At 45.5% G+C, this 15,923-nt stretch carries 12 protein-coding genes; 9 read left to right on the plus strand and 3 right to left on the minus strand.

The annotated features are described in order from the left end of the window. Window positions 1–140: 140 nt before the first annotated feature. Entirely contained in the window at window positions 141–2,894 is a 2,754-nt protein-coding gene (locus tag OX890_RS12185; RefSeq protein ID WP_268649285.1) for a TonB-dependent receptor, read from the minus strand. Window positions 2,895–2,925: 31 nt separating this feature from the next. On the opposite strand from OX890_RS12185, the gene OX890_RS12190 reads away from it, so the two are divergent. From OX890_RS12190 to OX890_RS12230, 9 genes are all read left to right on the plus strand, one after another. Further along, on the plus strand, window positions 2,926–3,060 hold the full coding sequence (locus tag OX890_RS12190; RefSeq protein WP_268649286.1) for a hypothetical protein: 135 nt from the start codon (window positions 2,926–2,928) through the stop codon (window positions 3,058–3,060). Window positions 3,061–3,519: 459 nt separating this feature from the next. Next, window positions 3,520–4,470: a GGDEF domain-containing protein gene (locus tag OX890_RS12195; RefSeq protein WP_268649287.1), complete on the plus strand. Its 951-nt coding sequence runs from the start codon at window positions 3,520–3,522 to the stop codon at window positions 4,468–4,470. After that, on the plus strand, window positions 4,471–5,550 hold the full coding sequence (locus OX890_RS12200) for an AraC family transcriptional regulator (RefSeq protein WP_268649288.1): 1,080 nt from the start codon (window positions 4,471–4,473) through the stop codon (window positions 5,548–5,550). A 552-nt stretch (window positions 5,551–6,102) separates the two neighbouring features. Beyond that, window positions 6,103–7,071: a helix-turn-helix transcriptional regulator gene (locus OX890_RS12205; protein WP_268649289.1), complete on the plus strand. Its 969-nt coding sequence runs from the start codon at window positions 6,103–6,105 to the stop codon at window positions 7,069–7,071. Further along, a complete protein-coding gene (locus OX890_RS12210; RefSeq protein WP_268649290.1) occupies window positions 7,068–8,276 on the plus strand; it encodes an EAL domain-containing protein in 1,209 nt (402 codons plus the stop codon). The genes OX890_RS12205 and OX890_RS12210 overlap by 4 nt, the downstream gene beginning before the upstream one ends. Further along, window positions 8,266–8,577, plus strand: coding sequence for a hypothetical protein (locus OX890_RS12215; RefSeq protein WP_268649291.1), 312 nt, complete (start codon window positions 8,266–8,268; stop codon window positions 8,575–8,577). Before OX890_RS12210 ends, OX890_RS12215 begins: the two co-directional genes overlap by 11 nt. Further along, complete coding sequence (locus OX890_RS12220; protein WP_268649292.1) at window positions 8,567–10,486, plus strand: ATP-binding response regulator; 1,920 nt, start codon at window positions 8,567–8,569, stop codon at window positions 10,484–10,486. Before OX890_RS12215 ends, OX890_RS12220 begins: the two co-directional genes overlap by 11 nt. 186 nt (window positions 10,487–10,672) lie before the next feature. Then, window positions 10,673–11,713 (plus strand): sensor domain-containing diguanylate cyclase, encoded by a 1,041-nt coding sequence (locus OX890_RS12225; protein WP_268649293.1) that lies wholly within the window; start codon window positions 10,673–10,675, stop codon window positions 11,711–11,713. A gap of 43 nt (window positions 11,714–11,756) precedes the next feature. Further along, entirely contained in the window at window positions 11,757–12,545 is a 789-nt protein-coding gene (locus OX890_RS12230) for a CLCA_X family protein (RefSeq protein ID WP_268649294.1), read from the plus strand. An 87-nt stretch (window positions 12,546–12,632) separates the two neighbouring features. Here the strand turns inward: OX890_RS12230 and OX890_RS12235 are convergent, their stop codons facing one another. Beyond that, window positions 12,633–13,586 (minus strand): hypothetical protein, encoded by a 954-nt coding sequence (locus OX890_RS12235; protein WP_268649295.1) that lies wholly within the window; start codon window positions 13,584–13,586, stop codon window positions 12,633–12,635. A gap of 174 nt (window positions 13,587–13,760) precedes the next feature. After that, complete coding sequence (locus OX890_RS12240) at window positions 13,761–15,842, minus strand: TonB-dependent siderophore receptor (protein ID WP_310473070.1); 2,082 nt, start codon at window positions 15,840–15,842, stop codon at window positions 13,761–13,763. Window positions 15,843–15,923 lie beyond the last annotated feature (81 nt).

Here is a 15,923-nt window from a genome sequence, read left to right on the forward strand (position 1 = left end):
AGTATTCTGTTTTATTTAAACTTTGTATTAAATTTATCATCGACACTTCTTAGCAAACTTCGCAGTACATTTCTCAGCCCATTTTTAGCCAAAAAAGTCTACTCTCAAGCTTGTTAATAACCTAAGTGCCGATGAGCGTGTTAATAGTTAGTGTATTGCACGCCTAATTGGAAAGTGCGGCCATAGGCTTCGTACTGGGCGTTATAGGCACTGTTACCGGCGTAGCTGTAATAGGGCTCATCGGTGAGATTCACGCCTTTGAAATACAAGGTCAGGCTGGTGGTAATATGCGCCTTTGCCACAAAATCCCATTGCAAGTGGCTGTCTTCATAGAGATCGAGACGCGAGTCATCGATTTCAGACACTTCTTGCAAGTATTCCGATTTATAGGCGGCCGATAACCACACGCTGGCGTAAGTGTTCTCATAACCTAATGACAGGTTCGCGGTGATATCCGACTGACTTGGCATCGGAATATCACGGCTGTGCTCTGCGCCGTCATCCAACCAACTGATGCTGGCGGCGGAATCTGTGTAGGTTAGGTTAGAATTGAGCACGAGTCCGTTAAAGGGCTCAGGCAGAAAGTAAAATTCCTGCACATAACTGAGCTCAATCCCAGAAATGTGGGCACTGTCGCCATTAATGTAAGTCACTGCGCTATGGGCATCGACATAATCGCCCCGTCCGGCTAAGTCTGCCTTATAGATAAAGTTATCAATGTCTTTGTAGAACAATCCCGCCGACACGAGCCCAATATTGCCAAAGTAGTGCTCGAGGCTCAGATCGACATTCATAGATTCGAGCGACTTAAGATGGGGATTACCGAAAGTTAAATCGATATCGCCGTCATCTTCTTCGCGCAAATAACCTGGCGCTAATTGACCAAACGTCGGACGCACTAAAGTGTTGGTCCACGCGCCGCGCAGCACGGTATTGTCAGAATAACGGTAGGTGAGATGCAAGCCGGGCAGCCAGTGGTCTTCATCGCTGGTGTTATTAATATCGATAAACTCGCCGCTGACACCATCAAAACCGTGGCCTTGGGAGTCCCATTTGTTTTGCTCGAACCTTAGCCCTGTGAGTATCCGCAGTTTACCGATATCTAGGTGACCCATAAGATATGCGGCGTTAACATCTTCAGTAATATCAAAGTCGTTGATGGTCGATTCGATTTCATCTCGGTTACTGTTGGCATCTAAGCTGTCCACTAAATCCCACACGGGTGAAGCGTTAATACCCGTGCCAAAGCGACCGAGACTGTAATCCACTTCATTACCTGAGTATTGGCTCAGTAACAGGGCATCATCGCTAATGCCTTGGTCGGCAAAGTCACTGTAAATCCACACTTCTTCACGATTGGTTTTATCGCGGCGGCTGAGTTTTACCCCCGTTTTCACTTCGGCAGGATAGTCACCCAGACTCAGTTGGCGGCTGAGGTCAAATTGGGCGCTGTTAATGGTGTCTTTGGCTTTCGACTCGGCTAACTCGATTTCGTCCAGCTCAAAATTGTCGGTTTGATAATAGCTTTCGGGCGCTATGATCTGCGGCTGCTGACTGTCGCTAAAACCGGTGTCATCGATTTTGGCGACAAAATCCGCGCCAGCAATATCCCGTGGTTTGTCGGCGCGAGCCGTACTGTGACTTGCTTGATAATCGAGGGTCCAGCGCTCAAAGCGAGTTTCACCGCCAAGGACATAGGAGGTGATGTTTTGGTTTTCGGTACGGGACTTCAGTGAACGAGTCGTTTTGCCTTGGCTCAGCTCGCCCGCTTGCAGCGGCGATTTCCACTTAGTCTTGGCGCTATTGCGGGTTTCGGTGTCGTCAAACTCACTGTAAAGCGTGCGCAGGTATAAATCTGTATCATCGCTCGGGCGATAATCAAAGTTCACGCCTATGCCTAAACGCTCACGATTGATTTCATAGTCACGTTGATCGACAGACTCAAGCGCTGCTTTGCCGTAACCTGTGTCATCGGTGAAATCCCAGTTGCCGCCAGTTTCGACGTTATCCGAGCCAAAGTCGCGGTTATACCAACTAGCCCCTATGGCGATACCTAACTTTTCGCCAATGACATCGCTGTAGCTGGCGGCAAGTTTGGGATTAGTATTGTCGGTCAGAGAATCTTGGCTGGCTTCCGCGCTCAGGTTAACGTAAGTATCTTCTCGATCGAACGCTGATAGGCTTTTGACTTCAATCGCGCCGCCCAACGCATCGGCATCCATATCTGGGGTTAGGGTCTTGCTGACTTCAACCGATTGCAATAAATCCGATGGTACAACGTCGAGCGCCACGGCGCGGCGATCACTTTCAGGGGATGGCAGACGGGTGCCGTTCATCGACACAGAGTTATAATCCGGCGCCATTCCGCGCACCCGCACAAAACGGCCTTCGCCTTGGTCGCGTTCAATAGAAAGCCCAGGTACTCGTTGCAGTGATTCGCTGATGTTACTGTCGGGGAAATTACCCAGTACATCCGCGCTCACCACATTGAGCACGTTATCCGCACCGCGTTGACGGTTCATGGATTTGCTCAAGGCGCCTTGCTGGCCGACCACCATAATGTGCTCAACATCCTTGCTGCTTAGGCTGACATCCAGCGGGGTCGTTTGCTTATCGGCAATCTGAACCTTGTGCTCCATCGGCATAGCGCCGAGGTAATTGACGACCAGAGTGTAATCGCCGTCATTAATGCCGACAAAGAAGTAGCGACCATCACGGCCAGCCTGTTGGCTCAGATTAAGCTCTTTGATAGTGACACTCGCGCCAGCTAAGGGTTGCTGGCTATTTTTGTCACGAACCTGACCTTCGAGTTTGCCCACGGCGAGGACATTAGCGCTGAATCCGGCGGCCACAATGGCAAGGGTGATAGCCGATAACGGCGTGCTAAATTGCATATTAAGTTCCTATTAGTTTGTTGGTACTCGAGTGTTATCTGTGATGCCCATTCGTGACGCCCAGTTACAGATGGCAGTTACCGACGCTCGTTACATGGTGATTGCTTCGCGGCCGTTGCAACATGAGTTGCGATATGGCACCACGGATTTAAAGCTTTCGGTTTAACTCGTTTGGATCATTCAATAGCGGCAACGTTAGGGGAGGTTAATGTCAGATTTGTGACGGGATTTTTTTAACGGGGCAAACTTGCCCTCAAACGCCGATTAACGGCCACTTTTTGCGAGGGCGTGAGCTAAAAAGACGCTTATCACAGTGGCTTAGCAGCAAGAACACAGGAGAAGGGCTTGTGTATTAAAATGAGGCTCTATGGATTTAAAAGTATTTTAAAACAATTGGTTGTGGATATTTATAGAGGGGAACTAGGCAAAGGTGAGCAAGTATTGCCATCTTTATGTCCTACAAATAGCCATAAAATCCCAAAGTGGCTGAGCTAATTTGCCTCAATCACGCTAAACCGTACGTCACCTTTTTGTCATAAAACTGGGTTAGCTTGCGGTGCCTATAGGGTGAATTCCCACTCCGTTTTGCACAACAAAATTAAAAGGTGAAACCTTGCATTATCCCGTGAAATCGCTACGACTGGCCGGTGTGTATGGCTTGAGTCTGTTGATCATCTTTATCGTGCCGCTATTGCTGTGGCAGAACACGCCTGCGAAAGCCATTCCTCAAGTCGATTGGCTCGATATTGCCACCGAGGGCGCATTGTTCGTGCTGAGCATGTGCTGGTTGATGGTGATTGTCTCGGCTCGCCCATCGGGGCGCGTAACCAACTTACTGGTGGTCGGTCTGGCGAGTTATTGTTTAGGGTGTTATTTAGATTTACTCGATGAAGTTTTTATCGTTAAAACGCTGCCCGTGTATAACTGGTTTGAAAAAATGCCGACCCCGATTGGTCTACTCATCTTAACCTGCGGGCTTTGGTTGTGGCGCGACGAGCAAACCGTAGTAAATCGCCAGTTACAAACCCGCGAGCAATTTTATCGCCAGCATCATCTAACCGATGGCTTAACCTTATTGAACGATGCGAAAGCCTTTGAATACCATTTAGTGAAGCAACTAGCGCAGCAGCAACCCTTTGGTCTTATCATGCTTGATATCGATTATTTTCATCAATATAACCAACTTCAGGGTGCTGAAGAGGGCGATAGGCTGTTATCCGATGTTGCCCAGTGGCTGAGTACCCAGCTAAGAAGCCAAGATTTGGTCTGTCGTTACGCCGGAGATCGCTTTATCATTTTGCTCAAAGGTGCAATCGCGCCTTTGGTGAGTACCATGGCAGAACAGCTGCAACATGGGGTTACTGTGCTTGGTTGCGAGGTTTCAGTGGTGTGGACGCTGCCATCTCCTAAAGCGGTTGTGGGTAAACTGAGCAGTGAACAGGCAAAACGACCGCTAAAGGACGAAACGCAAGTACTACTCAAATCGCTCAATGAAAAAATGTCACAGCAAAAGTTAAATCGTCAGCCATCAAACCCGCAAACATCGACAATCAACGCCTTTAATGAGCCGCGATAAATGAAAGCCCTGGCCACTTGGCAAGATAAGTGTATCGACAGCCAACTGCTGGTGGCGAGCCTTGTCGGCTTATTTAAGCAAAGGGGACTGAATTGCGACAAATTGCTGCGCGGTACGGGGATTTTTAATGCTGACATCCGAAAACCTGGCCATGTCATTAGCCCGAAGCAATTACTCAGGCTGGTGGATAATGGCCTATCACTATGGCCAAGTGGCGACTTAAGTTTTTTACTCGGGCAATTATGGTTGCCATCCCAAAGCGGCCCGTTAACCGCGGGGATGTTTTGCGCGCGGGATCTCAATGAACTTGGGCTATTTTGGTATAAATATCATTGGCTCACTCAACCTTGGTTACAGTGTTGGCGTTGGCAGGGCGATAAAGAGTGGCATTTTTTACTGAGTCTTGATTTAGGTACGCAGCGGCATACCCAATTTTTTATTGAGTTAAGCCTGTCGTCATTGGTCACCAGTTGTAAGCAATTGATGGGGCAGAGTTGGCGTGGCAGCATGAGCTTCCCCTTCGAGACGCCACAGAATGTCGCCCAATATTATAAGTACTTCGGTACCAATATCAGTTTCGATGCGCCGCTGTGCCGAGTCTCGATGACAAAAGCCTATATGCAGCAGCCTCTGTTATATGCACAGCAGATCGTCAGCAGCTTTGAATCACAACCCGCACCTCACGTTGTGACTCATTCTACTTTTCATTCTGTCATTCAGCGCCAAGGTCACTTTCAATCGCCACGCTATGCACTGTTTGCCAGTGAATATAGGCTCGGGTTGGCGGCGGGTATTCGTTTGTCGCTGATGCGGGATAACTTAAGTTTGCCAGATATGGCAGAAAAACTATCGATGAGCCCAGCGACCTTAAAGCGCCGCTTGGCTGAAATGGATTTAAGCTTTGGCCAACTCGCCGATGAAACCCGTCTAATCAAAGCGCTGTATTTTTTGGCAACACCTTCGCAGGACGCCCACAGTATTGCCAATTCACTGTCCTTCAGCGACGCCAGTAATTTCAGGCGTTCTTTTAAACGCTGGACGGGCCAATTACCCACCTATTTTCGCAGCTGGCTGGCTTAAGTCATAAGCGAGTAACAAGATGTCCTGCCTGTATTTTCAAGCGTATTTTTTGTTTTTATTTATTCAAAGCGTGAATTTTTATGCCTTAAAAGTGAAGTTAGGTGAGAAATTTGTCGGCATTATATGTTCATAATTGAATACTTAACGCATAACCAATCAATTTTACCATTAATGGTTATTGCGCAAGGCTCATAAGCGTTATGCTGGCTGAACTGTGATTCCGCTGAGTGAGTGGCGAGTGATTATGGTAATGATTTTACCGGATGAATGACTAGACACTTTTTTATTGTCGCTATTTTGACTGTGCCATGGTCTCAGATAAACAATGCCATTTATACTCACTTTCCTATTGTAAAAACGTGGTGAACATTAAGCTGAAATGGAGCAACTAAGTGGTGAGTGACGAAAATATCACTGGACTTTATTTCATCGAGGGACTTAAGCGCATTTGGATTACTTATACATATAGACATCCAGAGCCAATAGATGACATCGACCATACGACATATATGGAGCTGCTAGATAAAGTAAAAAATACAGATGGAACGCGATATGATTTGTACACCTATCTCCTATCAAAACAAAACAAGTGCACAGACATTCTCCAATTTCTTAAAACACACCCGCACAGAGAATAACCTTTCCCAAGAAGATTTATGTGGTTTGCTCAGGCAAAAAAGCTGTCTGTTCGATACCTTAGATTCCATCACGATTAGCCGTTGGGAGCGAGGGGTTAACATCCCATCCCTTGCTAAACAGTCTGAAATTGTTGAAATATTTGGCTCTGAACTCTTTGATATTTATCGGGAGGATAAAAAGTTTATCAACGAAGGCTTAGCCCTGATTAACCTTTTTGAGTCCAACATAGAACGCAGTGACCATCCGTACTACCGCAATACGCCTTATCGTGTCGAATTTATCGAGAGCCACCATCATAACTTCATGGCGTTACTGCAACTCAGTTTGATTTATGAAAGTAATCCGCGTTTATCCTTTGTGAGCCGTAACTTATCTCAACCGTTTTTCCATGGTCTGTCATTAGTTGTTGCGTTTAGCTCGGGCGATCAGATAGTCGGACATAGTCTGTTTTGTCGCACTCAGGGCAAAATTGCCCTCGAATTTATGAATGATGAGGTGGACTTATTCGAGGTGATTAACCATAACAGCCAAGCCTTACCAGATACCTTGATGGTGTTCTCCTCCTTTGGTGTGACTCCCTATATTGAAAACTACATGATGTCTGTTTATCTCAATGAATTGGCTGCGAGTCGCTCACTCAAGTTTTTAAGTTTTAATATCTGTGATGAGTCATTAAAACGAAAGTTAACGCAATTTAAGTTACCCATTTTCAAAGTGAGAACGATAGAAGGTCGCTGCAAACCGGTAAAAAACTATTCGTTTTTTTCCAGTCGCACAGAGGTGATGGCAAATCGTAATCTACTCAAGCTTTCCGTCATTCCTTCATCAAAATCCCAAACGATCGATCCCATTTTCTTCATGCAGTTAGAGACCCCTATATGAATATTCTCATCATAGATGATCAGCGCTTTATTCGAGAAACCATGAAAGCCGATATCCATAAGTTCTTGGTTGACGATAATGTGCAGATCTATGAGGCCTGTAATGGTAATCAAGGCATAGAACTGATTATTGACATCGAAGTGGTGCTTGATTTGATCATCATAGATCTCAAGATGGACCAAGGAGATGGAATCGCAGTCATCAATATGTTGGCCTCCGAGCCCCGTTTTGCCGCAATTCCGATTGCGGTGATCAGCTCCTCGGATAAACGGACTTTAGAGCTGGTGGACAATATCATCACAGTGCTGAGGCTCAACTTGCTGGGGGTATTTGCTAAGCCTATCAACGTGAATGATATTTTAACGCCATTGTTAGAAGCATCCACGGATAGGCATCATGCGCATCAACATCAATCGATGGTGCAAAACAGGGCGGCCAATATCAATGTGCGGCAATTGCTTAAAGATGAACAATTAATTCTCTGCTATCAACCTAAGATCAACCTCAAGACCAAGGAAATCATGGGTTTTGAAGTGCTGTCGCGGCTTTGCGATCAATCCAATGGCTATATTTATCCCGACGTTTTTTTGCCACTGGTTAATCAACAGGGGCTGAATAGCCTGTTCTCGCGGATGGTCATTTCCCAGGCGTTGCAATGTTGGTCGCGTCAACCTTTACTGACGGCGTTTGCGCTGTCGATTAACATTACCGCCGACGATCTGACCTGCGATGAACTGATTGAATTCATCATCGAATGTGGCCGTGAGCATAAACACATCCATTTGATTTTAGAGCTCACTGAATCGCAAGAGATCATCAATCAAGATAGAGTGCTTAACTCAATTGCACGGCTGATCATCAACAATATCGATATTTCCCTCGATGATTTCGGTAAAAGTTATTCCACTTATGATCGTCTCGATGCCATTCCCTTTAAAGAAATTAAAATTGATAAAAGTTTTGTCTCCGATATGGATATTAATCACCAACATTATCTCATTGTGGAGTCCACCATAGCGCTTGCGCAGAAGATGCACGTAAAGGTCGTTGCTGAAGGCGTTGAGACAAGTGCAATAGAAGCCATTCTCTCTGAACTAGGCTGTGATGTTGCCCAAGGCTATTTATATAGCCCGCCAATTGAAGGTCGTTATCTTATTGATTGGATTGCGCAATACAATAGGGAATGCCTAACCCATGGATACTAAGTCAATAATTAATAATGAGTTAACACTGGCCTTATCGACATTTTTTGAGCAATACAGCCAAGAACAGCAATCGCGGCTGCGATCAACACTTATCGCAGAGTTGCAGCGTATGCGACTCGAGCTAGAAAAATGTGAGTCCAATGACAGTATCGAGGCCCTAACACATCAATTCGTGGGGATTGCTCGCTATTTGCAGCTTAAGAATACCGTGCCTATGGCTAATTCTTGCGATCAAGAACAGTTTAAACATCAGCTAAACGATTTGCTTAATGTCGTAATGGATTACGTCAATGAGCGTTAAATACAGTGCTTGCATCAATATGTTCAGTGGCTTATGGGTCACAATATTAGTGCTGTGGCTAACCTTGTCCCACTCGCTGTATGAGTTTGACGCTATTTACGATAAAAAAGCGCAGGCGGTTTTTACTTCCTCGCGGGATATGTTCCTACAACATAAGATCATGTTGGATGCGCTGAAATCTTTTTTCCACGCGTCGAGTAAGGTGACGTCACAGGAGTTTGAGATTTTTGCCAAGGATTTACTTAAAATCAAATCTGCCGTCGCTTTTACGCTGACCCCCAGTCTTGAACTGGCCTATATCTCAGATAAAACGATGGCTACTGAGCTTAAACAGTTTGAGCTAGTCAAGGATCCTAAAGGGGAGCTTAAGGCGAGCCTTGCCAATTACACTTTGGCTGTGGTGGCCATTGATAAGCCTAATATGCCTTATCTCGTTTATGCCGTTTCTCATCAGCGGATACTCGCGCGAATCGAACAAGAGCAGGGCGTTTGCATTACCTATCAATTTGAACAGTCATTTGAGCAGTCGTTACTGCAAAACTCATCCTGCACTCTTAAGTTAGCCAGCGGCCTATTTTCATTATTTAATTACTCTGATAGCCAAACCTTAGCGATCCCTGAATATCAAACCCGAGTGAGTTTACAGGTACAATATCAAGTGCCACAAAAAGAAGTTATCGAGCTTATCGTGATCATCCTACTGATTGCAGCCCTTGGCATAGTGTTGTCCTTCCTTTTGTACTTTAAGTCTAAAAATCAGCAAATTGTGGAGCAAATTAAGCTCGACAATCGCGCTAAATTAGCCGTGCTTTCGAGCATTAATCATGAGATCCGCACCCCAATCAATGCCATTCTTGGCTATAGTCGCATGCTAAAAAAAGCCCTGTCACAACCGGAGGAACTGGATAAAATCGTCGATAAAATGGCCTGGTCTGCCAACTTACTCTATTCGGTTGCCGAAAATACCTTAAATTACAGTAAGGCAGAAGCTGGGCAGTTAAAACTGAATTTACATTCGGTGAACTTACACGAGTATGTGGGCAATATTCAGGACTATTATCGTGCATTTAGTGCAACCTCCGGCAAACGTTTACACATTGTAGTAAGTGAGTCTTTGCCGAAGTTTATCGAACTCGATGGGACTAAGTTATTCCAACTCATGACCAACATTATCAATAATGCGTTCAAATACAGTACGGGTAGCGAAGTGCATTGCTATATGGATTTACACCTTAAAGCGAATGCTAAAAATCAGCGCGCTGTGCTTAGGGTGCTGATCCGCGATTTTGGCGATGGTATGTCAAAGGAAGCGCAGCGCGCTTTAGTCGATCCCTTTATGCACGCCGCTAACTCACCTATTGCCGCGACATCGGGTATGGGACTCGGGCTCTATACGTGTAATCGATTGCTTGAGCAGATTGGCGGTCGGTTTAGGCTGCGCAGTCAAAAGGGCAAAGGTACCACAGTGTTACTGCATTTCCCCTGTCAGCTCAGCGCAGTGAAAGAACGATTAACACTTCAATATGATCAACAAAAAGTGCTGATCATAGATGACAATCTGTTTAATCTTGAAATTTGTCGCGCCATGCTGGAGCACTATCATTTTCAAACCTTCAGTACTGATAATACAGAGCAAGCACTGAAGATGTTGGTTAACCATTTGCCACAGATTGTCATTGTGGATTATCGTTTACAAGACATGAACGGTTTACAACTGGTCAGGCAGATGCAGCAAGTATTACAAAACTTGGTGAGTGATAGCCCTATTGAACATCGCTGTCGTTTCTTTTTGCTCTCCGCGAATGACTGCGATGATATTCCCGAGTTAGCGTCGTTTCCTGAGGTGCATTTCATGCAGAAACCTTTTAGTGCCGAAGTCTTTCTCAGCAAATTAGCGGTAAAAGAGTAAATCATCAATGCATTGAATGTAATCTTGAAATCACATTAGCTGACTTCATCGAATTGCACAGCAATGGTGCAAATACCTTTGCGGTTAGTGTGTAATCTAAGGTAGAAGCGCTGTGATCCGCTCAGAACACTGCTACGCTAAACATACCTAAGTTCTAATTTAAATGTGTCACTGCTAGGAATGCCGATGGATAAGAAACCCCTTGAATTGGTTTACCCATTTTTAACGGAAGCTTTGCGGCTGAGCGAGAATGGTCTAGCGGTGTTAGACAAGCATAATTATTTTATCTTTTATAATAATACCTTTGCGAAAATGTTTGGTTTTGTTGATCAAGACATGGTCGGCAAGCATTTTGACGACATGATGCGCTTTGCCTTTACCCATAAACAGGGACCGAAAATTGAGCATGAAACCATAGAGGAATGGCTCGAACTGATTCATACCAATCAACGTAAATCGGCTTTTCGACGTTTTGAAGTGGATCTGGTGGATGGCTGCTGGTTACAACTCTCGGAACAGGTTTATCACAATGGCGATATGGTGATTGTTTGCACGGATATCACTCAGTTAAAACAGGTCGAATTTGCCCTTAGGAATGCGCAGACTGAATTAAATCGCCTCGCGCTCACCGATGAGTTAACGGGGATTGCCAATCGGCGGCACTTTTTTCAGCAGTTAGAACATGAAATCAAACGCTTGGGTCGCTTACAGTTGCCATTATGCCTAGTGATGATGGATATCGATAATTTTAAACTGGTTAATGATCGCTACGGCCATCAAGTCGGTGACAAGATATTGCAACATTTTACCCAATTCATCAGCACTCGAACGCGTCCCTACGATATTTTTGGCCGCCTCGGCGGTGAAGAGTTTGCACTGCTACTGCCAGAAACCACGGTTGATACAGCTAAAAAAATCGTAATGCGTATGATGTCATCCCTTGCCAATGAGGACATTTCTGCAATCGTGGCTGATTTTCAATATCAATTTTCAGCAGGCGTCAGCGCCTTAACCCCTGTGATTATTTGCCATAGCATTGATAATACTACTGATATTGCAGATGTGGAGCAGGTTGGATTGCCCGTGGGAACCGGAAGTCAGTGTCGCTCGGATGCTGAAAAGCTGGTGGCCGAGGCCGATAAAGCACTCTATCACGCTAAAACCCTCGGGCGGAATCGTGCGGTAATATGGGACGAGGTGATGTTACCTCGCCACAAGCCCAGCTAAACAAAGCATTCGACATTCAGTGCATTAGTACTCAAGGGAAACTGTGTTAATCAATCAGCAATATACCCGCCATGGACCCGATTACCGATTTGGTGAGCAGGTGACATTTCTTGATGTTAAACAAACCTTTGGTTTTAGTCATGTACGTGTTGGCCGCTGGGTTACGCGGGATGAATCGCGCCTTGCTGCGGATCTGGTGTTTGATTCGCTCGCCGATCTGGCCTTTATCTTAAAGTTGCCACCTTTGACGTTAGGTCTGCGCGAAACCGTGAGTCTGGCTTTTGGTCATGGCGGTCAAAAAGGCGTTCAGGCCCATTATGCGCCCGCGACTCGGGAATTGGCCTTGGCAAAAAATGCCGGTGCTGGCGCTTTAGCCCACGAATTTTGGCATGCGTTTGACCACTATATTGCCGCTAAGTCCTTCAAATCTTCGTCTAAGCGGTTTCAATGCGCGAGCGATCTTTGGTTGTCGGATCTGCCCGTCATAGAACATCCACTGAATGCACGCTTATCAGAGATCTTCAAGGTAACGTTTTTGAGTGGTGATGGCGATGAGCCCCATGATTATGTGCGCCGAGCGATTGCCTTAGACAAAAAACATGGCATGCAGTACTTCGCACGGCCAACTGAAATGATGGCGCGGGCATTTGAAGCCTGTATTGAATCCTATGATGCGATTTCGAATCCGTATTTAGTGTCTGGGACACGCTTTTCAGCAATGGCAAAGGAGGGCGCTTATCCCGATGAAGCCCACCGAAAAGTGATTTTTAACGCTTTGATCAATTACTTCGAGCCACTAGGAATGGCATCGAGTAAACATCCGCTTGGCTGATTATAATCTTTTGAAAGTACGTCAAAATACGGTAAATGGCAGTGTGATGCGAGTACAAGCTTGGTTGGCAAGTCTAACTGTTAATGATTAGAGGAGGTGTGAGTCAGTCCTTGTCTTAGCCGAATGTGTTTGCCAGCAATAGGCCAAACTGTGGCGGATAGCATCGAGATATTGGGACGCCTTAGTATCCATTAAATACCAATAGCTGGGTTTTGATTCTGGCATGTGATTAAAAAATAATGCTTCGGCATTGATAACTTGTTTTAAATCCGCATATTTTAGCCAAACGTCGATAGGCGTATGAGCCAGCGTAATCAACCAATCGAGTTGTATGTTTTTTGCGGAATGTGGCATATCTGCCGATGGGGTTGATTCTTGTAAACGCGCAAGTAAATCAAAAGGATTGCCCGTTTTCATCATCATTGAAGTTTGGGAACCACGCGCTTTATTGACTGCCGCTAAGTTTGCTAAACAAACTGCTGGCAAGGTGAACTCCGGCCAGTCAAGTGTGGGCGCGAGCGTCTGCGCAATCCGCCGTTCGCCTAACCAGTTATGCACCATACAAGGTAAGTGGTCTTCAGGCGGTAAATCATTGGGCCTTGCTAAACTCGGAAACAGCGACATCCGCTGCACTTGCACTTGCACTTGCACATGCTGAGATAACTGCTGCATCAGCATTATTGTGGTTAGGCCAGATGAAGGCCAACAGCCAAGTTTGGGCGTTAATTCAATCGCAACCTGTGTCAACGCTTGGGTAAGCAAATCACTTTGCGGGTGACCTTGTACCACAAAGGCATATTTTGACTCAGCAAAACCGCCGTTAGCGATATTCACTATCAGATTATTTTGAGTACTTTTCTCATGCCATTGCGTGCCGTTAAAGATAAATGTCGTACCTGCAGTCGCTGGCTGCCAATTGCCAGAAGCATTCCCAATAATGGTCACTTGCTTGAGGGCAAGTTGATGCGCCAACGTGTGAAGATCGACCCGCGAATATGGCATCTGCAAATGTTGGTGCATGTGGGTATGAGACTTAGGCATAGGCTGAATATCTGTTTCACGGACTCAAAATGAACTTCATTGTAATGGATATCTCCCTGAGCCCAAAGGCTTAATCCTCTGTCGTTTACCGGATGATGTTTTAACACATGATAGTGCTGCCTTAGGGATGCCGCGCATAAAAGCGCTGCGCGGTATCCCTAGTGAGTAAGATGATCAGAAATTGTAGCTCAGACTAAGTTCGACATTTCTCGGCTCGCCGAAGAACCCTTGATCGTAGAAATCGATACTGGAGTAGTACTTTTCATCAAACACGTTTCTAATATTCAAGCGGACAATGGCATCGTCAGTAATTTGATAACTCGCCATCAGGTTGGCAATGAAGTAACTGTCTTGTTCAGAGCTTGCGCCGTTAGGACCTGCATTTTCTACATAAATTTTGCTCTGCCAGCTTAAGTTACCACCCAATGTGAGATCTTCGAGAGCACCATTAAAATGATAAAGCGTAGATAATCGTACTAAGTTTTTAGGCAAATGCGTACCAAAGGCTTCACCATTGGCTTTTTCAGACTCACTGTAGGTGTAACTGAAGTACAGATCCCAATCTTCCGTCGGCCTTCCGGTTAACTCCATTTCAAAACCACGGTTGCTGGTGCCATCCACTGCGCGCATTGGAAAGCTGCCATCTGGAAGTGGATCTTTAAAATTAGGATCTCTTTCTGCCACATTTTCTTTTTGAACTTTAAATACTGCCACACTGGCGGTGAGTCTTTCGTCGAAGAAATCAGCTTTACTACCAAGCTCAATATTATTGCCGGTTGTCGGATCTAGGCGTTTATTATTGGCATCTTTTGCGTCTTGGGGCTGAAAGATTTCGGTGTAACTGGTATAGATTGAGACGCTGTTAGTGATGTCATACACGAGTCCCGCATAAGGGGTGATGACATCATTGTGCTCATACCCTGGGTCGATTCTGTATTGGCTAATACGACTCCCCAGTAATAGAGTCAGCTGATCATGCAGACTGAGTTGAGTGGCGATATAGGCGCCTTTCTGGATCTCTTCAGTCTCTTGAGTAGTGGGGGTTGATGGGTAGTTTGGTTCTGCAATCGAGCCATCCCACTCGAAGAAGTTACCAACGCTCAAGGTATCTGTGGTGTAATAAGAGTCAGCGCTAATATCTTGTTTTGAATAGAGTAGGCCGGTTGTCAGTTTATGTTCTCGACCAAATAATTCGAATGGACCTGAAGCAAATAATCGCGCAGCATCCTGCTTACGGCTTGACTGGTAGATCATGGGCGATGCACTCATACCCAAACCTGTGGTTTTATCTGGGGCGCCATACAAAAATAATAAGTGGCCATCCATTTTGTCTTCGCGATGTTCAATGTCGAGTTTGAGCTCCCAATTACTATCGAAGCTGTGTTCTAAAGTAGAGAAAACGTTCGTGCCATGACGCTTCCAACTGGACCAAGATGCCGCAGTGGTCGTTGAACGGGGGAGGTCATTGGCTAGACTGCCATCGGCATAAAAGAGTGGCAGCGCACCCCAAGTGGAGCCTTTAGGATCGCGGTCACTATAATCCGCTCCTAAAGTGAATAAAGTACTGTCACTTAATCGTGCAGTAACAACGCCATATATTTGCAGGTTTTCATCCTCAGCAAGATCGGTAAAACTGTCAGATTTCTCATAGGCAGCTGCAAATCTCGCTTGAACGTCACCATCATCTGTTATGTCGACTGAACTGTCGCCTTCAACACGGTAACTGTCCCATGAACCTAGTTTGGCACTGAGATAACCACCAGGTGATGACTTTGGACGTTTACGAATGAGGTTGATGGCGGCAGAGGGTTCACCTGCTCCGGTTAATAATCCCGTTGCGCCCCGCACCACTTCAACGCGATCGAAGATAACGGTATCGGTCGAAGCATCATTAAAGAAACTTGAGTAGTTAACTGGCACGCCATCAAATTGAAAGTTAGTGATAGGATTACCGCGGGCACTAAAAAAGTACCGATTAGTTTCTATTTTTTGAGCCGAAATACCCGGTGTTAAAAACATTAAGTCGGCGACATTGTTAAGTGAAAAACTCTGAATAAACTCTTGATCTATAATCGTAACCGACTGTGGTGTATCTCTCAGTGTTAAAGGTAATCCCGTTGCAGTCGCTGCTTTATCTAAACGACTTCCTTTAATACTGATCACTTCAATATTGGCGTCGGATTCTGTCTCTTCAGCGTACAAACTCGAGGCAAATAACAGGCCTGAAATGAGTGTAGCTAATAACGTTTTATGCATCATGATTCCCCATCATAGTATTTTGTGACCGGCATTCTAATTGAAAACAATTACCGGTACATCGTATTGATAACAATTTGC

The organism is Shewanella sp. DAU305 (genome assembly GCF_026802235.1).
Taxonomy (GTDB): domain Bacteria; phylum Pseudomonadota; class Gammaproteobacteria; order Enterobacterales; family Shewanellaceae; genus Shewanella; species Shewanella baltica.